We start from the raw sequence: 24757 nt of genomic DNA on the forward strand, positions 1-24757 counted from the left end.
TGATCATCTACCGCCGCACGCGGCGCGAGACTCTTCAGGTTTTGGCTTGCTGGTTGGTGCGACCTGGAAGATGGAGCGGACGTGGAAGATGAATTATCCGCAGGCGATGAATACTCACTTTGAGACTTCACGTACGTCGTCAGGAAAATTGTCATATTCAATTCTCAGCAACAGAGCCACTCAACAGTGTTCTCGTCCTAAGAACGGTTGCAGCCAAGCTAGGAGAAAAAAAAAGCATCCTCTATAAGAAAATTCTGATCCTCCCACTGAAAAAGCCAGACCCCCTATCCTGGTTCAGGAGGATGAGCAAATCAATCAGCTCACAGCCCACAGCGCCGCGCATTTGAGCAAACCCTGAAGCACGCCCAGGACCGGAAGGAATTGGCCGCTGACATCGACCTGTCGGGCGCCTGCGACTTTCTGATGGCCACCCTCAGCAGCATGAAAATCGCCGGCAAAGGCGGCGCAACGGTTGAGCAGTTGGCGAGCATCGCGGTGTTTGCCATTCGGGCACTCGGCGCGAAAGTCTAATTACAGGATCGGCGCGCCGAACCGGTTCAAGCGCGGCATCCAATGATCGAGTATCTCAGCTGACGCCAGCACATGATGCGCGTGCCCGATCAACAAGCGGCGTGGCACAAAGCCGATGTAGCGCGAGTCATCGCTGTTATCGCGGTTGTCGCCCAGCATGAAGTAACTGTCGGCCGGCACGGTGACCGGGCCGAAATTTCGCAATGCCCGAACCGTGGGCATGAACTGAATGGTGCGCTGACGGTTGCTCGCATGCTCGATCAGCTTGATACCCGGCACTGTCTGGCCTGGCACCAGCGGCTCGCTGATGTCCTGGCCATCACTGTAGGTAGCAGGCGTGCCGTTAACCCACAGCACTTCATCTTTCATTTCCAGGGTATCGCCGGGAATGCCGACGATGCGTTTGATCAAGCGCATGCCGTCCTTGGGTGACGAGAAGGTCACCACATCACCGCGTTTGGGGTCATCCAGTTTAGCCAGGGAAATATCCGTGAGCGGTAACTTCAGGTCATAGGCCACGCGGTTGACCAGCACCACATCGCCCTCAAGCAACGTCGGGCGCATCGACCCGGAGGGGATGGGGTTCCAGTCGGCCAGCGAGGTGCGGAACACGCCGAAGCACAGCCAGAAAAGGATGACGTAACGGTAGCGGCTCAACCAACTTCGCATACAGCCTCGCACTAAAAAAGGACGCAGACAGGCGCCGGAAAACCTGAGGTAACATTTTGCAATACTCGCTTATTACACCGGAGGATTAAATTAACATTAGCGCTATGGGCATCCGAGTTTGATGCTGCTGTCATACGTAAAAATCCTTGCGCCCATACACAGAATTTCCGACAGCGTTTTAGGGTTGCCCCTCGGAAGAAGGCTGCCGAATCTTCCGGGGTCGCTGCAAATTCAGCGACCGGGTTTCGCAGCCCGATCAGACTCTAGGTGACTCCAATACTCTGGGAGCTTCGCCATGATTAAAGACAGTTCAAACCCGCCGTCACACGCTGCTGCTCAGCGAGCAATTAACCATTATCTGAATCCTTCCGAGAAACCAGGGCCGACTGCTGAAAGCCATGGTGTGTTTAGCGTGCGCGAAGGGTTAGACGTAGAGACACTGCTGGTCAACGCTTCGGAGGATCTTGCGTCAGTTCAAGCGGTGGCAAGCCATTTGGCGCTTGAGGTAGACGGCAATCCTCGCAGCGTGGTGTTTGGAATTTGCCGGATGCTGGAGGGGATCCAGTTGATGGTGGAAAAAACACTGAGCCTCAATTCCAGCCCAACCCAGGGATAAATCCAACAACAGCGGGCATGCAGAGCGGGCACGGTAAAATGTGGGAGCGGGCTTGCTCGCGAAGACGGAGTGTCAGCTGATACATTTTTAACTGATCCACCGCATTCGCGAGCAAGCCCGCTCCCACACTGGATCGAGTAGGCCGCTGAAATAACACCCTGCAAAAAAACGCCCCGAACCAGTCGGGGCGTTTTTTATTCAGGGTTTACCGATCAAGCCTGATCAGCCAAGCGCCACGTCGTGCCGCCCTTGCCGTCTTCCAGCACCACACCCATCGCGGTCAGTTGGTCACGGATACGGTCGGACTCCGCCCAGTCTTTACCAGCACGGGCAGCCAGACGCGCTTGAATCAGCGCATCAACCTCAGCCGCATCCACTCGCCCTTCGGCGCCGGCTTGCAGGAAGTCGTCGGCTTCCATCTGCAGCACACCGAGCACGCTGGCCAGCTCTTTCAGGCGTGCAGCAAGACCCGCGGCGGCATCAAGATCACTCTCGCGCAGACGGTTGATCTCACGCACCATCTCGAACAGCACCGCGCAGGCTTCCGGGGTGCCGAAGTCGTCGTTCATGACTTCGGTAAAGCGTGCCACGAACGCTTCGCCGCCGGCCGGCGCCACGGCAGGCAGGCCTTTCAACGCGTGGTAGAAACGCTCCAGGGCGCCTTTGGCGTCCTTGAGGTTGTCTTCCGAGTAGTTGATGGCGCTGCGGTAGTGGCTCGACACCAGCAGGTAACGCACCACTTCCGGGTGGTACTTTTCCAGCACGTCGCGGATGGTGAAGAAGTTGTTCAAGGACTTGGACATCTTCTCGCCATTGATGCGGATCATGCCGCAATGCATCCAGGCGTTGGCGTAGGTCTTGCCGGTGGCGGCTTCGCTTTGGGCGATTTCGTTTTCGTGGTGCGGGAACTCAAGGTCGCTGCCGCCGCCATGAATATCGAAGGTCTCGCCCAGGCAGCAGGTGGACATCACCGAGCATTCGATGTGCCAGCCCGGACGCCCGGCGCCCCATGGCGACTCCCAGCTCGGCTCGCCGGGCTTGGTGCCTTTCCACAGCACAAAATCCAGTGGATCCTGCTTGGCTTCGTCGACTTCGATACGTGCGCCGATGCGCAGGTCTTCGATTTTCTTGCGCGACAGCTTGCCATAGCCCATGAACTTGGCGACGCGGTAGTACACGTCGCCATTGCCTGGGGCGTAGGCATAACCCTTGTCGATCAGGGTCTGGATCATCGCGTGCATGCCAGGGATATGGTCCGTGGCGCGCGGCTCCATGTCCGGTTTGAGGATGTTGAGGCGGGCCTCGTCCTCGTGCATCGCAGCGATCATGCGCTCGGTCAGCACATCGAACGGTTCGCCGTTCTCGTGCGCCCGGTTGATGATCTTGTCGTCGATGTCGGTGATGTTGCGCACATAGGTCAAGTCATAGCCGCTGAAACGCAACCAGCGGGTCACCAGGTCGAAGGCAACCATGCTGCGGCCGTGGCCGATGTGGCAGTAGTCGTACACGGTCATGCCGCACACGTACATGCGCACCTTGTTGCCATCCAGCGGCTTGAAGACTTCTTTGGTCTTGCTGAGTGTGTTGTAGATCGTTAGCACGACATTTCCCTTAAGACAGAATCACTGGCCCCACGAATCACGCAAGGTCACGGTACGGTTGAATACCGGCGCACCAGGTTTCGAGTCCTTGATATCCGCGCAGAAGTAACCTTCGCGCTCGAACTGGAAACGGTCTTCCGGCTGTGCGTCGCCAAGTGATGGCTCGGCACGACAACCCGTGAGAACTTGCAGGGAGTCAGGGTTGATGTTGTCCAGGAAGCTGGCGCTGTCTTCAGCCTTCTCAGGGTTCGGCGAACGGAACAGACGATCGTACAGGCGCACTTCGCACTCGATGCTGGCAGCAGCCGGCACCCAATGAACCACGCCTTTGACCTTGCGGCCTTCAGGGTTCTTGCCCAGGGTTTCCGGGTCGTAGGAGCAACGCAGTTCGACGATGTTGCCATCGGCGTCCTTGATCGCTTCGTCGGCACGGATCACGTAGCTGCCGCGCAGGCGCACTTCGCCGTTGGGCTCCAGGCGCTTGTAGCCTTTTGGCGGCTCTTCCATGAAGTCATCACGGTCGATGTAGATTTCACGCGCGAACGGCAGCTTGCGCACGCCGAGTTCTTCTTTTTGCGGGTGACGTGGCAGTTCGAGGTGGTCGACCTTGTCTTCCGGGTAGTTGGTAATCACGACTTTCAACGGGCGCAACACGCACATGGCGCGCGGCGCGTTGGCGTCCAGGTCCTGACGGATGCTGAACTCGAGCATGCCGTAATCGACCACGCCGTCGGAACGGTTGGTGCCGACCATGTCGCAGAAGCTGCGGATCGACGCCGGGGTGTAGCCGCGACGGCGGAAACCCGACAGGGTCGACATGCGCGGGTCATCCCAGCCATGCACGTGCTTTTCGTCCACCAATTGCTTGAGCTTGCGCTTGCTGGTGATGGTGTAGTTCAGGTTCAGGCGGCTGAACTCGTACTGACGCGGGTGCGCCGGTACCGGCAGGCTGTCGAGGAACCATTCGTACAGCGGGCGATGGCTTTCGAACTCCAGGGTGCAGATGGAGTGCGTGATGCCTTCAATGGCGTCCGACTGACCGTGGGTGAAGTCGTAGTTCGGGTAGATGCACCACTTGTCACCGGTCTGGTGGTGATGGGCGTGGCGGATGCGATACATGATCGGGTCGCGCAGGTTCATGTTCGGCGAAGCCATGTCGATCTTGGCACGCAGCACGCGGGCGCCGTCCGGGAACTCACCGGCGCGCATGCGGTTGAACCAGTCGAGGTTCTCTTCTACCGAACGGTCGCGGAACGGGCTGTTCTTGCCCGGCTCGGTCAGCGTGCCACGGTATTCCTTGGCCTGCTCCGGGGTCAGGTCGTCGACGTAGGCCTTGCCGGCCTTGATCAGCTCGACGGCCCAGTCAAACAACTGGTCGAAATACTTGGACGCATAGCGCACTTCACCGGACCACTCGAAGCCCAGCCACTTGATGTCGCTTTCGATGGCGTCGATGTATTCCTGGTCTTCCTTGGCCGGGTTGGTGTCGTCGAAACGCAGGTGCGTGACGCCACCGAACTCCTGGGCCAGGCCGAAGTTCACACAGATCGACTTGGCGTGACCGATGTGCAGGTAGCCGTTAGGCTCTGGCGGGAAGCGGGTGACGATCTGCGTGTGCTTGCCCGAATCCAGGTCCGCCTGGATGATCGGGCGCAGGAAATTGACCGGGACGGCAGGTCCGGCCTTGGAATTCGAGGTAGGGTCGACAGTGGGCTTGCTCATAGGATCCTTGAACAGACAGGTTCGTGGCCGGTTGGGGCCAGATAAAACAAAGGGCTTATCATAGCCGAAGCTGTCAAGCCGCTGACAGAGCGCGGCCAAAAACTGCTGCATTTAATGCACCGGCGGTAAAAAACCACCTCGAAATTCCTGCTGGGCACGCTAAACTGCCCGCCTTGGCACACATTCAGCCAAACCGGTAGCGGCGCTTTGGCGTCCACACCTACGAATTCCCTGAAAAGAGTAGTGAACATGACTCAAGTCAAACTGACCACCAACCACGGTGACATCGTCATCGAGCTGAACGCCGAGAAAGCGCCGATCACCGTCGCCAACTTTATCGAGTACGTGAACGCCGGCCACTACGAAAACACTGTTTTTCACCGTGTCATCGGCAACTTCATGATCCAGGGCGGCGGTTTCGAGCCGGGCATGAAAGAAAAGAAAGACAAGCGTCCAAGCATCCAGAACGAAGCGGACAACGGCCTTTCCAACGACAAGTACACCGTCGCCATGGCCCGTACCATGGAGCCGCATTCGGCCTCCGCGCAGTTCTTCATCAACGTCGCCGACAACGCCTTCCTCAACCACAGCGGCAAGAACGTGCAGGGCTGGGGCTACGCGGTATTCGGTAAGGTCACCGAAGGCCAGGACGTCGTTGACAAGATCAAAGGCGTTTCCACCACCTCCAAGGCCGGTCACCAGGACGTTCCAGCAGAAGACGTAATCGTCGAGAAAGCCGAGATCGTTGGGTGATATTACTGATTTCAGATTTGCATCTGGAAGAGGAGCGCCCGGACATTACCCGGGCGTTTCTGGATCTGCTCCACGGCCGCGCCCGTGGCGCCCAGGCGTTGTACATTCTGGGCGACTTCTTTGAAGCCTGGCTTGGCGACGATGGGATGAGCGCCTTCCAGCGTTCCATCTGCGAGGCTTTACGCGAGCTGAGCGACAGCGGCACCCCGATTTTTATCATGCATGGCAACCGCGATTTCCTGATCGGCAAGGCGTTCTGCAAAGCAGCAGGCGCTACCTTGCTCAAGGACCCGAGTGTCGTGCAGTTTTACGGCGAACCCGTGCTGTTGATGCACGGCGACAGCCTTTGCACCCGCGACGTCGGCTATATGAAGCTGCGGCGCATCCTGCGCAACCCGATTGTTTTGTTCATTCTGCGCCACCTGCCCTTGCGCACTCGCCACAAGCTGGCGCGCAAGCTGCGCAGCGAAAGCCGTGCGCAAACGCGCATGAAGGCCAACGATATTGTCGATGTGACGCCCGAGGAAGTCCCACGGGTGATGCAACAGTTCGGCGTGCGCACCCTGGTCCACGGCCATACGCACCGCCCCGCCATTCATAAACTGCAGATTGGTGACCAGGCGGCCAAGCGTATTGTGCTGGGGGATTGGGACAAGCAGGGTTGGGCGTTGCAGGTGGATGAACAAGGGTTTGCGCTGGCGGCGTTTGACTTTGTGAACCCTCAGTTGGCGTTGCCCGGCGCATAACTTTCAAACACCTCCGCTCCAATGTGAACCGAGACCCAAATGTGGGAGCGGGCTTGCTCGCGAAAGCGGTGGTTCAGTCGATACCTGAGTTGACTGACACGCCGCCTTCGCGAGCAAGCCCGCTCCCACATTTTTGACCGCGTACAACTTCAGGTCAGTGCCCCGAAGCCTCCGGCCCGGCCTTCGCGCCAAACGGCGGCTTGGCCAGCCACACCAGCAACATCAAGCCCATGAACATCCACCCCAGCAACGTGAAGTAATCCACGGTGGACATCATGTACGCCTGGCTGGTGAGGATCTGGTCCAACTGCGCATAGGCCTTGTGCCCTGCCCCGCCGAGCGCCTGCAAGGCATCGCGGGTGGCCGAGTCATAGGTGGTCATGTTCTCGCTCATGTACGCGTGGTGCTGGTCGGCGCGGCGAATCCAGATCCAGGTGGTCAGCGACGCCGCAAAGCTGCCGCCCAGGGTCCGCAGGAAGGTCGCCAGACCCGCGCCGTCGGCGATTTGCGCCGGCGGCAAGTCGGACATCAAAATGCTCAAGGTCGGCATAAAGAACAACGCCACGCCGATACCCATGAACAACTGCACCAAAGCGATGTGGGTGAAATCCACCTCATTGGTAAAGCCTGCGCGCATAAAGCAGCTCAAGCCAATCGCCAGAAACGCCAGGCCCGCCAGCAAACGCAGGTCGAACTTGTTCGCGTACTTGCCCACAAACGGCGACATCAGCACCGGCAAAATCCCGATCGGCGCGACCGCCAGACCCGCCCAGGTGGCGGTGTAGCCCATCTGGGTTTGCAGCCATTGCGGCAGGATCAGGTTGATACCGAAAAAGCCCGCGTAACCCAAAATCAACACGATGGTGCCGATGCGGAAATTGCGATAGGCAAACAGCCGCAGGTTGACCACCGGGTGCTTGTCGGTCAGTTCCCAGATGATGAACACCGCCAGAGCAACCACCGAAATCGCCGCGCCGATGATGATGAAGTTGGACTCGAACCAATCCAGGTCATTGCCCTTGTCGAGGATGATCTGCAAGGCACCGACACCGACGATCAAGCTCAGCAAGCCGACGTAATCCATCGGCTGGTGACTGGTGACCACCGGGCGTTTCTTCAGTTGCGAACGCACCACCATCACCGCAAAGATGCCGATGGGCACGTTGATAAAGAAGATCCACGGCCAGCTGTAGCTGTCGGTGATCCAGCCGCCGAGGATCGGCCCGGCAATCGGCGCCACCACCGTGACCATCGCCAGTAACGCCAGGGCCATGCCGCGCCTGGCCGGTGGGTAAACTGCGATCAGTAACGTCTGGGTCATCGGGTACAACGGCCCGGCGACCAGGCCTTGCAGCACCCGAAAGCCAATCAGCTCGGGCATCGAGGTGGAGATACCACAGAGAAACGACGCCAGCACAAACAGGATGGTCGCCCACAAAAACAGCTTCACCTCGCCAAACCGGCGGCTCAGCCAGCCGGTGAGCGGCAGGGCAATGGCGTTGCTCACCGCAAACGAGGTGATCACCCAGGTGCCCTGCTCCGAACTCACGCCCAGGTTGCCGGAAATGGTCGGCAACGCCACGTTGGCGATGGTGGTGTCGAGCACCTGCATAAAGGTCGCCAGCGACAGGCCGATAGTGGCCATCAGCAAGCTTGGCGGCGTAAAGGACGCGGGGGCGTTAGCGCTCATCAGCGTTGCACAGCCTTGGGTGCGGCGAGGCTGTTGTCATGGATCAATTGGCTGATCATGGCATCGGCTTCGGCCAGTTGGCGGTCGTACACGTTAGTGGTGAACGAGGCCTTTTGCGGTGCCTGTTGCGCCAGCACCGGGCCGCTTTGGTCGTGCAGGTTGACGTTGACCACGGTGCTCAAGCCCACCCGCAGCGGGTTCTTGGCCAGCTCCTCGGCGTTGATATGGATGCGCACCGGCACCCTCTGCACGATCTTGATCCAGTTACCGGTGGCGTTCTGCGCAGGCAGCAGGGCAAAGGCACTGCCGGTGCCGGCGCCGAGGCTGTCGACGGTGCCGGTATATTTCACGTCGCTGCCGTAGATATCCGCTTCGATGTCCACCGGCTGGCCGATGCGCATATCACGCAGCTGGGTTTCCTTGAAGTTGGCGTCGATCCACAGCTGGTCCAGCGGGATCACCGCCATCAACGCGGTGCCAGGCTGTACGCGCTGGCCCAGTTGCACAGTGCGCTTGGCCACGTAGCCGGTGACCGGTGCGATCAAGGTGCTGCGCGCGTTGGTCAGGTAGGCCTGACGCAACTGGGCGGCGGCGGCTTGCACGTCCGGGTGGGACGAAATTACGGTGTCATCCACCAAGGCATTGGTGGTTTTCAGTTGCTGCTCAAGGTTGGTCAGGGCGTTCCTGGCGGCGGTCAGGCTGTCACGGGCGTGAGACAACTCTTCCTGTGAGATCGCGCCACCCTGGGCCAGCGTCTTGCGGCGGTTGAAGTTGTCCTGGGCGGTTTGCACGTCAGCTTTCTGTGCGTTGACCTGGGCTTTCATGCCGTCGACGTTGCTGTACAAACCACGCACCTGACGCACGGTGCGGGCCAGGTTGGCCTGGGCACTTTGCAGGCCGACGGCGGCGTCATTCGGGTCGAAGTTGATCAGTACCTGGCCTTCGTGAACCAGGTCGCCGTCGTCGGCGCCGATGCTGACCACAGTGCCGGTGACCAACGGGGTGATTTCCACCACGTTGCCGTTCACATAGGCGTCGTCGGTGCTTTCATTGAAGCGCCCGTAGAACTCATACCAGCCCCACACGCCGACCACGCCAAGAATGACGATCAGCGCCAGGCCGATCAGCATGACTTTGCGTTTGCGCGGGTTGTTATCGGGTTTTTCAGTTGCGTTGCTGTTTTCGGCAGTGGCCATGACAAATACCTCAAATTATTCCGTACGGGTGGCGGGGCTGGTCGTGGTCGCGGCCACGTTATCGGCGTTGAATCCGCCACCCAGGGCTTGCATCAATTGAATCGACAGGTCGATCTGCGCCGCATTCAGGGTCGCCAGCTGGCGCTGGGCCTGCAGCAATTGCTGCTCGATGCTGAGCACATCCAGGTAGTTACCGATGCCGGAGCTGTAACGCTGCACGCCGGTGTCGTAAGACTGCTGGGCAATGTCCGCGGCGTGCTGCTGCGCCTGGATCTGCCGGCCGGTTTCACGCAGTTGCATCAGGGTGTTGCCGATATCGCCCAAGGCTTGCACCAGGGTTTTGTTGTACTGGGCCACGGCCAGGTCGTAATCAGCGTCGCGGGCATCGAGGTCGGCACGCAAACGGCCGCCATCGAAGATCGGCAACGAAATCGTCGGCGCAATGCTGAAGAACCGGCTGGCGGAGCCAAACATCGCATCACCGAGCAACGACTCGGCCCCGGCGCTCGCACTGAGATTGAGGTTGGGGTAGAAGCGGGTTTTGCTCGCGGCCACGTTTTTGCTCGCAGCCTCGACGCGCCAGCGTGCGGCGATCAGGTCCGGGCGGCGGCCCAGCAATTCGGCGGGCAAGACTGAAGGCACGGCGACGGCGCTGGGTTTCAGCACATTCGGCCGGCTCAGCTCGCCGCCACGGTCCGGGCCTTTGCCGAGCAATACCGCCAGGGCGATTTTGGCGCTTTGCAGTTGTTTTTCGGCATCGATCAATTGCGACTGGGAGCTGGCTTCCAGGCTTTCGGTCTGCTGGTACTGGTACTCGCTGTCGATGCCGGAGTTGAGGCGACGTTTGCTCAGGTCGAGCATCTGGCGGGTGCGTTTGAGGTCGTCATTGGCCAGGTCACGCACGATATGCGCCTGGCCCAAGTCGCTGTAAGCCTTGGCCACGTTGGCGGCCAAAGTCAGGCGTGCGGCTTGTTGGTCGACTTCGGCGGCACGCGCCTGGCCCAACGCGGCTTCCCAGGCGGCGCGCTGGCCGCCCCAGAGGTCGAAGTTGTAGTTGAAGCTGGCGCCGATGTTGCGCACGGTGGCATAGGCGTCGCCCTGCCCGCGCGGGTCCTGGTCCTTGGCCAGGCGCGAACGGCTCACGCCGGCACTGGCATCCAGGGTGGGCATGCGTTCGGCATCGGCGGCATAGGCAGCGGCTTCGGCCTGGTGGGCACGGGCGCTGGCCACTTGCATATCGGGGCTGTTTTGCAGGGCTTCATGGATCAGGCCATTGAGCTGCGGGTCGCCGAGGCTTTTCCACCAGTCGGCGGTCGGCCAGGCGGCCGTGGACAGGGTCACGCCGCTCAAGGATTTGCCGGTTTGCAACGTGTTGGCGTCGAGACGTTGGCCTTGAGTGTCGAGGCCGCTGAAATTGGCACAACCGGCCATACTCATCGCCACCAGCACCAGGCTGAGTGCACGCGTTTTCATTGATTACCTACCCGCTGGATGACGATGGCGTCACCGGCAGCTACCAGAATTTTCTTGAGGATTCTTTCCAGGGTTTCCAACTCACCAGGCTCCAGGGCCCCGGCCAGTTCATTCATCGACTGCGCGCCGATGTGCGGCAACATGTCGGCCAGGCGCTGGCCGTCTTCGGTGAGCACCAACTGCACCTGGCGGCGGTCCTGCTCGGAACGCTTGCGCGCCAGCAGGCCCTTTTGCTCCAGACGGTCGAGCATGCGGGTCATGGAACCGCTGTCCAGGGACAGGTGGCGACACAGCTCCGCCGGGGTGTCGACGTCGAACTGAGCAATGATGATCAACACCTTGAACTGCGCGGCGGTGACGCCGTGGGGTTCCATATGGGTGTCGATAATGCGGTCCTTGAGCAGCGCCGCCCGGCCCAGCAATAGGCCCAGGTGGCAGTTGCGAAAGCTGTCAGGGGTAAAGTGGGTCATCGAAAGTCACCTTATTACTGCCTAGGCAGTGAATGTATGACAAGATGTTACTGCTTAGGCAGCGAATGTCAAATGGAATTATTAGCTTGCTTGGTAATTTCGCGACAGGCGGGCTTGGAATACAAACAACTGTGGGAGCTGGCTTGCCTGCGATGGCATCAACTCGGTGTACCTCATGTACCGAGGTGTCTGCATCGCAGGCAAGCCAGCTCCCACAGTTTTAACGAGTACGGGGTTTAGAAATCCCGTTTGTAGAAGATATCCAAAGAACTGGCCACACCACTGGCCACCTCCAGGTACACCTTCTTGCTCAGCAAGTAACGCAAGGCAATGGTATTGGCCGGCTCAAACACCCCAACCCCATAACGCAAACTGAGTTTCTCGGTAATTTTGCCGCTGGCCACCACTGCGGTCTTGTTCCCGGTGCCCTGGGTATCAAGGTCGAAATCCTGAATCCCCAGCTTGTTGGCAATATCCGAAGTCACCCCCGCACTGCCCATAAGCCCCAGGCCCAGGGCAGCCTCAGCGAGCATATTGTTGTCTTCACCCGTGTTGTTGCGCGAACGCCCCAGCACCAGGTACGACAACGCATCTTCCTGAGGCATCGACGGCTCGGAAAAGATCTGCGTGGTCGGCTGCTCGGCGCTACCGCTCAAGCGAATACCGGCAGTCACAGTCCTTGAATCCTCAACGACCACCCGTGTCGCTTCGATATCCAGGAACGGCTGATCCAGGGGCCCGGCAAACAACAGCCGCGCACGCCGCACATTGAGGCGCTGCCCGTAGGCACGGTAGCGGCCGTCGTTGAGCCACAGCTCACCACGGGTGTCCATGTTGTCGCCAATATGCACATGCCCCTGAACCTTGGCAGTCAAGCCAAAGCCGGCAAAGTTAAGCTGGTCTTCACCCACCTCGACGTCGATGTCCATGGCCATCGCCATCGGCGGCTTGCCTTCCTCGGTCTGGCTGCCGACGATCACCGTGTCATCCGAGACCTTGACCGTCGACGGCGGCAGTTCGCGCACGGTGATATCGCCGCGCGGGATGTGCACCTTGCCGGCAATCGCCAGCTTGTCGTCCTTGAGGCTGATCTTAAGGTCCGGCGCCACTTCCAACTTGGCATAGGGCTCAACCGTGACCGGCAATTTCGAGCCTTGCAGGCTCAGGTCCACCGCCAGGGCCTGGCCCCAGCCGACATGGCCCTTGAGGCTGCCCTGCCCGTCTTTGCCGCTGCGCCAGCCACCGTTGAGCTGCACACTTTCACCGGCGATCAGCGCCTGCACGTTCAAGCCCTCAAGGCTCATCGGCAGCTCAGGGCCGGAAACTTCACCGTCGACCAGGTTCACCGTGCCATTGACCTGCGGCGCCAAAAGCCCGCCCGAGATGCGGCCGTTACCGTTGAGCTTGCCATTGAGGGTTTCCACCATCGGCACAAACGGTCGCGCCACGGCGAGGTCCAGGCCAGTGAGGCTGAACGTGCCGGTAATCGGTTTGTCCTTGGGCAACGGATTGATCTGCGCCTGCAACAGCAACTCGCCGAGCTTGCCACCGCGAAAATTCAGCTGCGTGTCGATGCGCTTGGGGTTGAGGGTGGTTTCCAGTTTCAAGGTGTCGTAAGGGAAATCCACCCATTGATTTTTGTCCTTCACGCGCAAGGTGCCGCCGCTGGCATCCACCGCGACCACGCCTTTAGGGCCACTGCTGGGCAGGTCGAGTTGCACATCGGCGTTGAGCTTGCCCTGCCAGGCGAAATCCTTGGGCAAGAAGGCCGCCAGGCTGTCGATCGGGAATTGCTTGAGGTGGTAGCGCAGCTTGGGTTCGGGCATCAGGCGCTGGTCTTCGCCGCACAGGCTGGAACCGCCAGACACCCAGCAGTGCGCGGCAAAGGTCAGCTTACCGTCGGCCAGGCGTTCGATTTTCGCCGGCGCTTGCAGCCTCCAATCCTGGCCGCCGGCCTGCACATCACCGCTGGCCAGGCGCCCACGCCAGTTACCTTTGTCGAGGTTGCCATCCAGGGCCAGGGCGAGTTTGACCAGCGGCCCGGCCAGATCGAGTTGCACCTTCTGGCTCTTGATGTCGCCCTGGGCGCTGGCGGTCAGGGTGCCGACCTGGGTTTCACCGGCTTGAATGCCGCTGCCCTTGAGGTCGATCTTCGCGCGCTGGGCGTTGTCGAGGGCGGCATCGAGTGTGAGGCTTTGCAGTTTGTTGTCGGCAAACGCCAGTTGCTGGCCTTTAAGATCGAGCTTGCCCTGCGGCGCCTTCAGCGTACCGGCCACCTCCATGCGGCCGTTGATTTGCCCGCGCAACTGCGGCCACAGTTGGGCCAGGCGCGCCAGTTTGATGTCGATCTGCCCGGCCAAGCGTTGCTGCAAACTGCCACTGCCATTGATGCGGTTGTCGCCCAGACGGATATCCAGGTTGGCCAGGGTCCACTGTTCGCCCGCGCCTTCGGCCTTGGCTGCCAGTACGGCGGTCTGGCCGCGCAAATGGCCCTTGAGGTCGAGGTCGGCATTGAGTTTAAGCTGCTGGTTTTTGAACTCGCCTTTGCTGCGCAACGGCCCGGCCAAGGTGCCCGGCAACTCAGCAACCCAGTACGCAGGGTTCAATGCCGACAAGTCCAGCGCAGTGTCCCAGGCAATGCCGTCGGCAAATTGCAGGTTCAGGTGGCCTTCGGCCTTGCCTTGCCCGGCGGTCAGTTTCAGCTCGGGCAGGAAGACTTGCTTGAGGTCGCCGCTGAAGGGCGTGACCAGATTGAATTTACCTGCCGGCCCGTCCAGGTCGGCTTTAAGATTGCCGAGGTAGTTGCCGTCCTTGTAGGAAACTTCACCGTTGAACGTACGCAAGGCGACCTGCGGCTCGTCAATTAACGGATAGAGACGATGCCAGGGGAAATCCAGCCAGTTGATTTTCGCGTCGGCACTGAAGCCTTGCTGCCAGTCCAGGTTGGCGCTGAGCTTGAGGCTTTGCTGGTCACCGGCAGTCAGGTCGAGGCCGGCGATCTGTGCGCCCTTGGCGTCGACCTTGCCCTGTAGCAGCAAGGCCACCGGGCCTTTTTCTGCGGGCAGTACGGCCCGGCCGAGCAACTGGTAGCCGCTGCTCAGGTCGCCCTTGGCAGTGAGGTCCAGTTGATTGAGCTGCAAGGTGTCGGGCAGATCGGCGCTGGGTTTGAAGCCATCCGCCGTGATGTGCAACTGCGCGGGCAGGTTCTCCACCAGAGGTTGCAACTCGCCGCTGAGCCTGGCGGGCAAGTAGCCGCTGCTCTGTGCGTCAAGCTTGAGGGTCTTGAGCAGGTCGCCGTCAACCTTGAGCGCAACCGTCCACGGCGCGCCGCCGGGCGCATAGGGCAGGCTGAGGTTGCCGGTGGCGCTCAGCGGCCAGTTGCCGGTGGGTTGCAGCAGGCCGTTGAGGTCCAGCACCAGGTCATCGCGTTGCAGGTGCACCGAATCGATCTGCATGCCGGCAGCCGTCCAGTGCGCCGCCAGTTGCAGGCCCTTGAGTTCTTCACTGCCGTTAAACAACAGGCTGCCGACACGAACGTCGCCCAACTGGATGGCGACCGGCAACTTGAGATCCGGCAACGTGATCGGGCCACTGCTCGGCTCATTGCTTGGCGGCAATTGCAGGCTGACCTGCTCCACGTCCAGCTGGTTGATGCACAGGGTCATGCGCAACAGGCAGCCGGGTGACCAATCAAGCTTCGGCGCATTGAGTTCTACCCGACTCGCGTCCTGCTGCCACAGCAGATGGTCGGCGCTCCATTGGCCGCCCAGGCGCCCCTGGAAATTCTCCACGCTCAACCCCGGCACCTGCGCCAAGGCCCAACGACTGCCTGCTTGAGTACCGAGTACCGTCCACAGCGACAACAGCACCAGCGCAAGGATCGCCACCAGGGCCAGCCCCGCTATTTTCAAACCACGCATCACAGCTCAGGCCCCATGGAAAAGTGCAAACGAATGCCGCCCGGATCTTCGAGGGCATGGGCCAGGTCAAGGCGAATCGGCCCCACCGGCGACACCCAGCGCACGCCCACGCCCACGCCGGTTTTCAGGCTGGGCATTTCCAGGGTGTTGAAGGAGTTGCCTTGGTCGATAAAGGTCGCGATGCGCCATTTTTCGGCGATGGAGTATTGATATTCGGCGCTCAGGGCCACCATGTAGCGCCCGCCGATGCGATCACCGCGATCGTTTTCAGGTGACAGCGTCTGGTACTCGTAGCCGCGCACACTCTGGTCACCACCGGCAAAGAAGCGCAGCGACGGCGGCACCGACTTGTAGCCGTTGGTGGCACTGCCGCCGAACTGCGCACGGCCGAGGAAACGGTGGTTGTCCCACAAAGTAGTCAGGCCCTTGATGGTGGCGGTGCCGTACAGCAAGTTGGTGTCGGAGCCGAGCCCTTCCTTGGCGACCTTGGCGTCGAACATCAGGCGATAGCCATTGTGCGGGTCGATGCGGTTATCGCTGCGCAGGTAGGAATAGTTGATGCCCGGCATCACCAGGTTGCTCAAGCCCGAGTCATTGCCCAGGCGATATTCTTCTCGCTGGTACTTGAGCGAGATGACCCGCGTCCAGCCGCTGGGCAACTTGCTGTGCCATTCAGGGCCGAGGGTGAGCAATTTACTCAGGGTGTCGGTGTTGGCGATTTCTTCATTCTGGTAACCGCCGGCAAAGCGCAGCTTGTCGGTCAGCGGCGGATCGAGCGGGATGTCATACCACAGGCCGACGTTCTGGCGTGGCGCCGACAGTTCGGCCTCCCAGCCATAGCTGTGGCCCTGTGGGTTGACCCAATGGCGGGTCCAGTTGGCTTTGCCGCGCGGGCCGACGTCGGTCGAGTAACCGAGGCCCAGGCCCATAGTGCGTGGCTTGCGGGTGTCGAGTTGCACCGCCACCGGGATCACATCGTTGGTCGAGGCGGTTGGGCTGGCGTCCACGCGCACGCCTTCGAAGAAGCCGCTCGATTGCAGGTTCTGATTGAGTTCGGCGATCAATTCGGAGTCATACGGCGTGCCGCTTTTGAACGGCACCATGCGTTGCAGCAGGTCTTCATCGAACGGCGTGTCGCCGGTAAAACCGACCTTGCCCAAGGTGTAGCGCGGGCCGCTGTCGTAGATGAGTTCGATATCGGCCACACCGGCTTGCGGGTCCACCAGCAACTTCTGGCTGCTGAAACGCCCATTGAAAAAACCATAGCGCGAAGCCTGATTCTGGATAAGACGCTTGGCGTCTTCGTAATTGCCGTGGTTGAGCACTGCGCCGGATTTGAGGTCGTCGCTGGCGGGCACGCGAAACGCCTTGAGGCTCGCGGCCTGGCCGTCGACCCGAATGGTCACGTTGCGCAAATGCACCGGCTCGCCTGGGTCAACCGTGAGGGTCAGGCGCGGGTTCTTGCCGCCCTTCACCTCACTGGAGATCTGCGGCTGATAAAAGCCCAGCGCCTGGGCCGCCTTGCGGGCCTGCTCCTCGGCGCCACGGCTGAACCGTAGCAAGGCTTCTTCATCACGATCGCCAACCCCGCCGATATAGCCTTCGATGTTGGCTTTCAACGCGTCGTTTGATGGCTGGATGCGCACGTCCAATTCGCTTTGCGCAAATACGCCGCAGCTTGTGAACAGCAGAACCAAGCCGCTGGTAAATCTTCCTGGAAACTTCATAGGCGCGGATGCTACACGAGCTGGGGAGATTCTTTGAACCCGCAATAGTCTGAATAATTCTGTCTTAAGCCGTTGCAACATGTAACGCCTGGGGATTGGGATGAAAAAACACATGTTCAAGGACAGGTCCTACCGCCACTTCGCCGATTTCCTCATAGCCTTGGCGCTTGTAGAAATCCAGATAACGCGAGTTGCCGGTATCGAGCACCACACCGGATGAATGCGGGTCTTCGGCACACCAGTTGTGCACGGCCTGCAACAGTTGTTCGCCATAATGTTTGCCCTGGAATTGCGGGTGAATACCCAGCAGCGGCAACACATGCACCGACTCGTTCGGCAGGCACGCCAGCACCGCGTAATGGTAATCCAGGTAACGCCGAGTGCCGCGTACGCCGGTGCTCAGCCACATGCGCAACTGCCAGGCCCAACTCTCGGTGATGCCCAGGCGCCGTTGCGGTGGCGCAATCAGGGCGATGCCGATCAGCCGGTCGTTGACGAACAGGCCGATGGCAGGCAGCTTCTGGAAAAAATGCTGCTTGACCAGCTCACGCACCGTGGCACGCACGCGCTGTTCGTACCCCGAGCGCTCGGCTTCGAAGATGTAGGCAAAGGTCGGTTCATGCCGATAGGCCTGGTACAACAAGGAACGGGCCTCGCGGGAATAGCCGCTGTTGAGCAGGCGAATTTCGGCGGTGGCAGTGGCAGTGGCAGTGTCCGGCATACAGTCAATCTCCCTGGGCGCCACTCAAACGATGGCGTTCTTATGGGTACGAACCTGTGCAGCACCAGTCGTTCCCAGACATTAGCAGCGCATACGTCCTACCGCCACGCTGGCCCCCGCCGGACTTGTCGGCTAGCATCGGCCTTTTGCCAGACTGGACTGCCGACCATGAAAATCGTCTCCTTCAATATCAACGGGCTGCGCGCCCGCCCCCATCAGCTGGCGGCGCTGATCGAAAAGCATCAACCCGACGTGATCGGCCTGCAGGAAACCAAGGTGCACGATGACCAGTTTCCGCTGGCCGAAGTGCAGGCTCTTGGCTATCACGTGTACTACCACGGGCAAAAAGGCCATTACGGCGTGGCCCTGCTGTCGCGCAAGCCGGCGTTGAGCCTGCACAAAGGGTTTGCCAGCGACGAAGAAGACGCCCAGCGTCGCTTTATCTGGGGCACATTTGCCGACGAGCATGGCCAGTCGATCACCGTGATGAACGGCTACTTCCCGCAAGGCGAAAGCCGCGACCACCCGACCAAGTTCCCGGCCAAACAACGCTTCTACGAAGATTTGCAGCACCTGCTGGAAAGCCAGTTCAGCAATGACCAGCCGCTGGTGGTGATGGGTGACATCAATATTTCGCCGGAAGATATCGATATCGGCATCGGCGCCGACAATGCCAAGCGCTGGCTCAAAACCGGCAAGTGCAGCTTCCTGCCGGAAGAGCGCGAGTGGATGGCGCGCCTGAAAAACTGGGGCCTGGTCGACAGCTTCCGCCACTTGAACCCGGACGTGGCCGACCGCTTCAGCTGGTTCGACTACCGCAGCCGTGGGTTTGAAGATGAGCCCAAGCGTGGGCTGCGCATTGACGTGATCCTGGCGTCCAACGGCCTGGTGTCGCGGGTCAAGGATGCCGGTGTGGATTACGATTTGCGTGGGCTGGAAAAACCGTCGGACCATGCGCCGATCTGGCTTGAGTTGAGCTGATTTCAAGGTTTGTGTAGTTCAATGTGGGAGCTGGCTTGCCTGCGATAGCGGTGTGTCAGCCAGCCATTTGACGACTGGCCCACTGCAATCGCAGGCAAGCCAGCTCCCACATGTTGATTTGCAGTGTGCCGGTCATATTTATGCAACCTGCCTGACTTAATCTGGCGGCACTCCCTTTGGCCTAAGAAGGTGCCGGCATGCTGCTGCGCGTTCTGTTCCTGTTGATACTGCCGCTCTACGCTGTCGCCGCTGCCCTCCCCGTTCCCGACCAAGGCCCCGCCCTGCGCATTCAGGGTTCCAATACCATTGGTGCGGCGCTGGGGCCTGCGTTGGTCAAGGGCATGCTGGAGCACCAGGGCTTGCAGGCGGTGCACAGCGAGCCCGGCGATGGCGCCAATGAACAACGGGTGATCGGCAAGACGCGCCAGGGCAAAACCGTCACGGTCGAAGTCGCGGCCCATGGCTCCAGCACCGGTTTCAGCGCACTGAAAAAAACCAATGCAGACCTTGCGGCCTCATCACGCCCGATCAAGGACAGCGAGCTGGTGGACCTTGAACCCCTGGGCGACCTGAAAAGCCCGGACGTCGAACAGGTAATCGCCATCGACGGCCTGGCCATTATCCTCAACCCGCAAAACCCGCTGAACACCTTGAACACCGAACAGCTGGCGCAGATTTTCAACGGTGAAATCAGCCACTGGGAGGATGTCGGCGGTGTCGGCGGCGCCATTCATCTGTACGCACGGGATGATCAGTCCGGCACCTATGACACCTTTAAAGAACTGGTACTGAACCGGCGCGGTAAACCGCTGGCCGCGACGGCAACGCGTTTCGAGTCCAGCGAGGCGTTGTCCGATGCGGTGAGCCATGACCCGCAAGGCATTGGTTTTATCGGCCTGCCGTATGTGCGCCAGGCCAAGGCGCTGGGGATTGTCGACGGTGACTCGCAGCCGATGTTGCCGGTGACCAGCCTGATCGCCACCGAGGATTACCCGCTGTCACGCCGCTTGTATTTTTACCTGCCGCCGTCGAACCGCAACCCGTGGGCCAAAGCCCTGGTGGACTTTACCCAAAGTGGCAAAGGCCAGGCGATTGTGGCCGCCAATGGCTTTATCGCCCAGCAGGTGCAGGCGATCGCCGTGGAGCCACGGGCGTCGATGCCCGAGGGCTATCAAACCATCGTCCGTGACGCCCAGCGCTTGAGTGTGAATTTTCGCTTCGAGGAAGGCAGCGCCAGCCTGGACAACAAGGCGCGCCAGGATTTGCAGCGAGTGGTGGCATATATAAAAAGCCACGGCAAGCTCGACAAGCAGGTGACGCTGGTGGGGTTTGGTGACGCCAAGAATGACCCGCAGCGGGCGGCGCTGTTGTCGAAGTTGCGGGCGATGGCGGTGCGCCGGGAGTTGGTCAAGAGCGGCGTGGTGCTGCGGGACATTCGCGGCTTTGGCGCGCAGATGCCGGTGGCGGCGAATACGGCGGATGAGGGGCGGATCAAGAATCGGCGGGTGGAGGTTTGGGTGTACTAACCCCTCGGGTCTTGTGTTGTAAATACTGGCCTCTTCGCGAGCAAGCCCGCTCCCACATTTTGACCGCGTTCCCCTTTGGAATACGGTCAAAATGTGGGAGCGGGCTTGCTCGCGAATGCAGGCGCCTCGGTGTTACTGCCCGCCGCGCATCAGCTCTTTAGGCACATATTTGCCAATCTCAAACTTGCCAATCGCCGCGCGGTGCACTTCATCCGGGCCGTCGGCCAGGCGCAGGGTGCGTTGCATGGCGTACATATAGGCCAGCGGGAAGTCATTGGAAACCCCCGCGCCACCATGGATCTGGATCGCACGGTCAATCACCTTCAAGGCCACGTTCGGCGCCACGACCTTGATCTGCGCGATTTCGCTTTTCGCGACTTTGTTACCCACGGTGTCCATCATGTACGCCGCTTTCAGGGTCAGCAGGCGCGCCATGTCGATTTCCATGCGTGAGTCGGCGATCTTGTCGATATTGCCGCCCAGGCGCGCCAATGGCTTGCCGAACGCGGTCCGGCTGACGGAGCGTTTGCACATCAGTTCCAGCGCGCGCTCGGCCATGCCGACGGAGCGCATGCAGTGGTGGATGCGGCCTGGGCCAAGGCGGCCCTGGGCGATTTCGAACCCACGGCCTTCACCCAAGAGGACGTTTTCGTACGGCACACGCACGTTGTCGAACAGCACTTCGGCGTGGCCGTGGGGCGCGTCGTCGTAGCCGAACACTGGCAGTGGGCGTACGATTTTTACCCCTGGCGTGTCTACCGGCACCAGGATCATCGAGTGCTGCTGGTGGCGCGGTGCATCCGGGTTGCTCAGGCCCATGAAGATCAGGATCTTGCAGCGCGGGTCGCAGGCGCCGGAGGTCCACCACTTCTTGCCATTGATCACCCATTCATCGCCTTGACGCTCGGCCCGGGCGGCCATGTTGGTGGCGTCGGATGAGGCCACGTCCGGTTCGGTCATGGCGAACGCCGAACGGATCTCGCCGCGCAGCAGTGGTTCGAGCCAGCGTTGCTTCTGTTCTTCGTTGGCGTAGCGCACCAGCACTTCCATGTTGCCGGTGTCAGGGGCGGAGCAGTTGAACGGCTCCGGGCCCAACAGCGAGCGGCCCATGATTTCGGCCAGTGGCGCATATTCGAGGTTGGTCAGGCCGGCACCCAGCTCGGATTCGGGCAGGAACAGGTTCCACAGGCCTTCGGCTTTGGCCCTGGCCTTGAGCTCTTCCATGATCGCGGTGGGCTGCCAGCGGTCGCCTTCGCTGACCTGGCGTTCGAACACCGGCTCGGCCGGGTAAACGTAAGTGTCCATGAACGCGGTGACGCGTTCACGCAGTTCCTGAACCTTGGGCGAATAGGCGAAATCCATGGGCAGCTCCCTTCTCTGAGAGGTTGTTTAGGTCATGCAATCGATGCTAGAACAGCGTTGATAATTTACCTAGCCTATTCTCGGCGTGTATTAACATTCATCACCGATATATGATCGGCGCATGAGCACCTAACAATAAGAGCGCAACGACATGAATCTGAGCAAGGTCGACCTCAACCTGTTTATCGTCTTCGACGCGATCTACACCGAAGCCAACCTGACCCGCGCCGGGCAGATCGTCGGCATTACCCAGCCGGCGGTGTCCAACGCCCTGGCCCGCCTGCGGGAGACCTTCAACGACCCGCTGTTCGTGCGCACCGCCCAGGGCATGGTGCCCACGCCGATGGCGCAGAACATCATCGGCCCGGTGCGCAACGCGTTGTCGTTGCTGCGGGTGTCGGTGCAGGAAAGCCGGATTTTCAACCCTCAGCAGGCGGCCAAGACCTATCGCATCAGCATGACCGACCTCACCGAAGCGGTGATTCTGCCGCTGCTGTTCCAGCGCCTGCGCCGCCTGGCGCCCACCGTGGTGATCGAGAGTTTCTTGTCCAAGCGCCGCGAAACCACCAAGGAACTGGCCGCCGGGCGCCTGGACTTTGCCGTCGACGCACCGCTCAACACCGACCCGCAAGTGCGCCACGTCAAGCTGATGGAAGACCGCTACGTGTGCGCGATGCGCAAGGGCCATCCGATGGCGGGCAAGGACAAGTTCACACTGGATGACTACCTGTCGCTGACCCACATCCATATCTCCAGCCGGCGCAACGGCCTGGGCCACGTTGACCTGGCACTGGGCAAGATGGGCATCCAGCGCAAGATCGCCCTGCGTTCCCAGCATTACCTGATGGCCTCGCAAGTGTTGCAGCAGACCGACATGGTGATGACTGTGCCCGAGCGCTTTGCCCGCCGCCATGAACTGCATTGGTTCAACCTGCCGGTCAACGATGTGCCGCCGGTGGAAACCCACCTGTACTGGCACGAAAGCACCGACCAGGACCCGGCCAACCGCTGGATGCGCGAGCAGATGATCGAGCTGTGCCAGCAAGTCACCGCGCATGAAAAGAAGCTGGATGGCAAGCAAGCTTAAGCGCTGGCGAACGGGCCTGTTGTGGTGAACAGGCTTGTTGTGGCGAGCTCCCTCACCACAGGATAAGTATCCATCCAGGCTATTTGCTTGACGTAAACGTCAACCTGCCTTTAGCTTAGCGCCAAGACCTTCTTGAGCGCCGCCATGAGCACGACCTACAGCATCTCCGACCTCGCCCGCGAGCTCGATATCACCACCCGCGCCATTCGTTTCTACGAAGAGCAAGGCCTGCTGGCCCCGGAGCGCCGGGGTCAGGAGCGCATCTACTCGGCGCGCGACAAGGTCAGCCTCAAGTTGATCCTGCGCGGCAAGCGCATCGGCTTCTCCCTGGCCGAATGCCGTGAGCTGATCGAACTCTACGACCCCAGCAGCGGCAACCACATCCAGCTCAACAGCATGCTGGCGAAAATCGCCGAGCGCCGTGAGCAGCTTGAACAACAGATGCTCGATATCGAACAGATGAAGCTGGAGCTGGACACCGCCGAAGAGCGCTGCACCCAGGCGCTGGCGCAGACCATGAACCCGGTTGGCCCATAAACACAAGGTAGCTGCCCATGTCTCTCCCCTCTTTTGTGCGCCTGGTGGAAGTCGGACCGCGCGACGGTTTGCAGAACGAAGCCCAACCGATCAGCGTGACCGACAAGGTTCAACTGGTGGACGCGCTCAGCGCAGCCGGCTTGAGCTATATCGAAGTCGGCAGTTTTGTCTCGCCCAAATGGGTACCGCAGATGGCCGGTTCCGCCGAGGTGTTTGCGCAGATCCAGCGCATGCCCGGGGTAACCTACGGCGCGCTGGCGCCAAACCTGCGTGGTTTTGAAGATGCGCTGGCGGCCGGCGTGAAGGAGGTCGCGGTGTTTGCGGCGGCGTCCGAGGCGTTTTCCCAGCGCAATATCAACTGCTCCATCAGCGACAGCCTGGAGCGCTTTGCGCCGATCATGGCCGCCGCCAGGCAGCACGGCATCAGCGTGCGCGGCTATGTGTCGTGTGTGTTGGGTTGCCCTTACGAAGGTCAGATTGCGCCTGAGCAAGTGGCGGCAGTAGCACGCGAGTTGTATGCCATGGGCTGTTATGAAGTGTCCCTGGGCGACACCATCGGCACCGGTACGGCAGGCGCCACACGACGGTTGTTCGACGTGGTCGGCGCGCAGGTGCCACGGGAAAAGCTGGCCGGGCATTTCCATGACACCTATGGCCAGGCGATCGCGAATATCTACGCCAGCCTGCTTGAAGGCATCCAGGTATTCGACAGCTCTATTGCGGGCCTCGGCGGCTGCCCTTACGCCAAGGGCGCCAGCGGTAACGTCGCCACCGAAGACGTGGTGTACCTGCTCAATGGCCTGGGTATCAACACCGGCATCGATCTGGAGGCTTTGATTCGTGCGGGCCAGCAGATCAGTCACGTGCTGGGTCGAGCGACGGGTTCGCGAGTCGCCAAGGCACGTAACGCCGGTTGAGTAGCTTAGCCGTGACAATGTGTTACCGCACGGCTACACATCGAGTAACACGGGAACATATTTTGTCGTATTTGCCGCAGGCAAAATCCTACACAAAAATCAAACCATTGATTTTAAAGGATTTTTAGAAGTTGGCACGGCTCCTGCTATCTCTATTGCATAACAAGAATAAAAAGCGCCAAACCTAATAAAAATAAGACGAAACGACTCTGACATAACAAAAACAACACGGCAGAGACGCAGCTAACAGATTTTTTTGAAGAAGATGTGCTTCGCAGGGACGGCTTGCCGCAACCCGCAACCGGTTAGAGAAAAATAAAACTACCTCAGGTAGCTGCCACTGGTTGGATCAATACGAAGAAGCAGATCAGCGTTCAAAAAAATACGTTTGCTCTTGACCCCGAATGGGGGTCGCAAAAAACAGCGGTAAAGGGTAACGGTTGCCAAAAACAACAATAGACCGCCCCTCAATAATAAAAAAAGAGCACGCAACGACAAATTAAAGGGGACCT

Annotated in this window: 20 protein-coding genes; 9 read left to right on the plus strand and 11 right to left on the minus strand. The window is 60.2% G+C overall.

Going from position 1 to position 24757, the window contains the following annotated elements; translation table 11 throughout:
* The first annotated feature begins 381 nt into the window (after positions 1-381).
* Positions 382-531 carry a hypothetical protein gene (locus BFP92_RS32130; protein WP_239694302.1) on the plus strand — a complete coding sequence of 50 codons (150 nt, stop codon included), beginning with the start codon at positions 382-384 and terminating at the stop codon, positions 529-531.
* On the opposite strand, the gene lepB is transcribed toward BFP92_RS32130, so the two are convergent.
* Positions 532-1200 (minus strand): signal peptidase I, encoded by a 669-nt coding sequence (lepB, locus tag BFP92_RS21870; RefSeq protein ID WP_065931054.1) that lies wholly within the window; start codon positions 1198-1200, stop codon positions 532-534. It abuts the gene before it with no gap.
* 295 nt (positions 1201-1495) lie between these two features.
* On the opposite strand from lepB, the gene BFP92_RS21875 reads away from it, so the two are divergent.
* The gene (locus tag BFP92_RS21875) at positions 1496-1816 is read left to right on the plus strand and encodes a DUF6124 family protein (RefSeq protein ID WP_065931055.1); all 321 of its coding nucleotides are present in this window, start codon (positions 1496-1498) and stop codon (positions 1814-1816) included.
* Between the two features lie 212 nt (positions 1817-2028).
* Here the strand turns inward: BFP92_RS21875 and cysS are convergent, their stop codons facing one another.
* Entirely contained in the window at positions 2029-3417 is a 1389-nt protein-coding gene (gene cysS / locus BFP92_RS21880) for a cysteine--tRNA ligase (protein ID WP_065931056.1), read from the minus strand.
* A gap of 21 nt (positions 3418-3438) precedes the next feature.
* On the minus strand, positions 3439-5139 hold the full coding sequence (locus BFP92_RS21885) for a glutamine--tRNA ligase/YqeY domain fusion protein (RefSeq protein ID WP_065931057.1): 1701 nt from the start codon (positions 5137-5139) through the stop codon (positions 3439-3441).
* A gap of 249 nt (positions 5140-5388) precedes the next feature.
* On the opposite strand from BFP92_RS21885, the gene BFP92_RS21890 reads away from it, so the two are divergent.
* Together BFP92_RS21890 and lpxH are read left to right on the plus strand one after the other, a co-directional pair.
* Positions 5389-5892, plus strand: a complete 504-nt coding sequence (locus BFP92_RS21890) for a peptidylprolyl isomerase (RefSeq protein WP_057721741.1) — start codon at positions 5389-5391, stop codon at positions 5890-5892.
* Positions 5889-6638 (plus strand): UDP-2,3-diacylglucosamine diphosphatase, encoded by a 750-nt coding sequence (gene lpxH, locus BFP92_RS21895; RefSeq protein ID WP_065931058.1) that lies wholly within the window; start codon positions 5889-5891, stop codon positions 6636-6638. The genes BFP92_RS21890 and lpxH overlap by 4 nt, the downstream gene beginning before the upstream one ends.
* Positions 6639-6792: 154 nt before the next feature.
* On the opposite strand, the gene BFP92_RS21900 is transcribed toward lpxH, so the two are convergent.
* The 7 genes from BFP92_RS21900 to BFP92_RS21930 all read right to left on the minus strand — a co-directional run bounded on the left by BFP92_RS21900 (position 6793) and on the right by BFP92_RS21930 (position 17835).
* Positions 6793-8328 carry a DHA2 family efflux MFS transporter permease subunit gene (locus BFP92_RS21900; RefSeq protein WP_065931059.1) on the minus strand — a complete coding sequence of 512 codons (1536 nt, stop codon included), beginning with the start codon at positions 8326-8328 and terminating at the stop codon, positions 6793-6795.
* Positions 8328-9524, minus strand: coding sequence for an HlyD/EmrA/EmrK family protein (locus BFP92_RS21905; RefSeq protein ID WP_065931060.1), 1197 nt, complete (start codon positions 9522-9524; stop codon positions 8328-8330). The genes BFP92_RS21900 and BFP92_RS21905 overlap by 1 nt, the downstream gene beginning before the upstream one ends.
* Before the next feature lie 15 nt (positions 9525-9539).
* Positions 9540-10997, minus strand: a complete 1458-nt coding sequence (locus BFP92_RS21910; protein WP_065931061.1) for an efflux transporter outer membrane subunit — start codon at positions 10995-10997, stop codon at positions 9540-9542.
* Positions 10994-11467 carry a MarR family winged helix-turn-helix transcriptional regulator gene (locus BFP92_RS21915; protein ID WP_065931062.1) on the minus strand — a complete coding sequence of 158 codons (474 nt, stop codon included), beginning with the start codon at positions 11465-11467 and terminating at the stop codon, positions 10994-10996. Before BFP92_RS21915 ends, BFP92_RS21910 begins: the two co-directional genes overlap by 4 nt.
* 236 nt (positions 11468-11703) lie before the next feature.
* A complete protein-coding gene (locus BFP92_RS21920; RefSeq protein ID WP_065931063.1) occupies positions 11704-15387 on the minus strand; it encodes a translocation/assembly module TamB domain-containing protein in 3684 nt (1227 codons plus the stop codon).
* Positions 15387-17114 (minus strand): autotransporter assembly complex protein TamA, encoded by a 1728-nt coding sequence (locus BFP92_RS21925; protein WP_065931064.1) that lies wholly within the window; start codon positions 17112-17114, stop codon positions 15387-15389. The genes BFP92_RS21920 and BFP92_RS21925 overlap by 1 nt, the downstream gene beginning before the upstream one ends.
* A gap of 64 nt (positions 17115-17178) precedes the next feature.
* Positions 17179-17835, minus strand: a complete 657-nt coding sequence (locus tag BFP92_RS21930; protein ID WP_065931065.1) for a GNAT family N-acetyltransferase — start codon at positions 17833-17835, stop codon at positions 17179-17181.
* A gap of 168 nt (positions 17836-18003) precedes the next feature.
* Here BFP92_RS21930 and xthA point away from each other — a divergent pair, with 168 nt between their 5' ends.
* Positions 18004-18816 carry an exodeoxyribonuclease III gene (gene xthA, locus BFP92_RS21935; RefSeq protein ID WP_065931066.1) on the plus strand — a complete coding sequence of 271 codons (813 nt, stop codon included), beginning with the start codon at positions 18004-18006 and terminating at the stop codon, positions 18814-18816.
* Positions 18817-19013: 197 nt separating this feature from the next.
* Positions 19014-20342 (plus strand): substrate-binding domain-containing protein, encoded by a 1329-nt coding sequence (locus BFP92_RS21940; RefSeq protein WP_065931067.1) that lies wholly within the window; start codon positions 19014-19016, stop codon positions 20340-20342.
* Positions 20343-20474: 132 nt separating this feature from the next.
* Here the strand turns inward: BFP92_RS21940 and BFP92_RS21945 are convergent, their stop codons facing one another.
* Positions 20475-21704 (minus strand): acyl-CoA dehydrogenase, encoded by a 1230-nt coding sequence (locus BFP92_RS21945; protein WP_065931068.1) that lies wholly within the window; start codon positions 21702-21704, stop codon positions 20475-20477.
* Between the two features lie 151 nt (positions 21705-21855).
* On the opposite strand from BFP92_RS21945, the gene BFP92_RS21950 reads away from it, so the two are divergent.
* From BFP92_RS21950 to BFP92_RS21960, 3 genes are all read left to right on the plus strand, one after another.
* Complete coding sequence (locus BFP92_RS21950; RefSeq protein ID WP_017136514.1) at positions 21856-22791, plus strand: LysR family transcriptional regulator; 936 nt, start codon at positions 21856-21858, stop codon at positions 22789-22791.
* Positions 22792-22935: 144 nt separating this feature from the next.
* Positions 22936-23328 (plus strand): MerR family transcriptional regulator, encoded by a 393-nt coding sequence (locus tag BFP92_RS21955; protein ID WP_058420934.1) that lies wholly within the window; start codon positions 22936-22938, stop codon positions 23326-23328.
* A gap of 17 nt (positions 23329-23345) precedes the next feature.
* On the plus strand, positions 23346-24245 hold the full coding sequence (locus BFP92_RS21960) for a hydroxymethylglutaryl-CoA lyase (RefSeq protein ID WP_065931069.1): 900 nt from the start codon (positions 23346-23348) through the stop codon (positions 24243-24245).
* The last annotated feature ends 512 nt before the right edge of the window (positions 24246-24757 follow it).

Origin of the sequence: Pseudomonas sp. 58 R 3 (assembly GCF_900006605.1) — a bacterium.
Lineage (GTDB): Bacteria > Pseudomonadota > Gammaproteobacteria > Pseudomonadales > Pseudomonadaceae > Aquipseudomonas > Aquipseudomonas salomonii.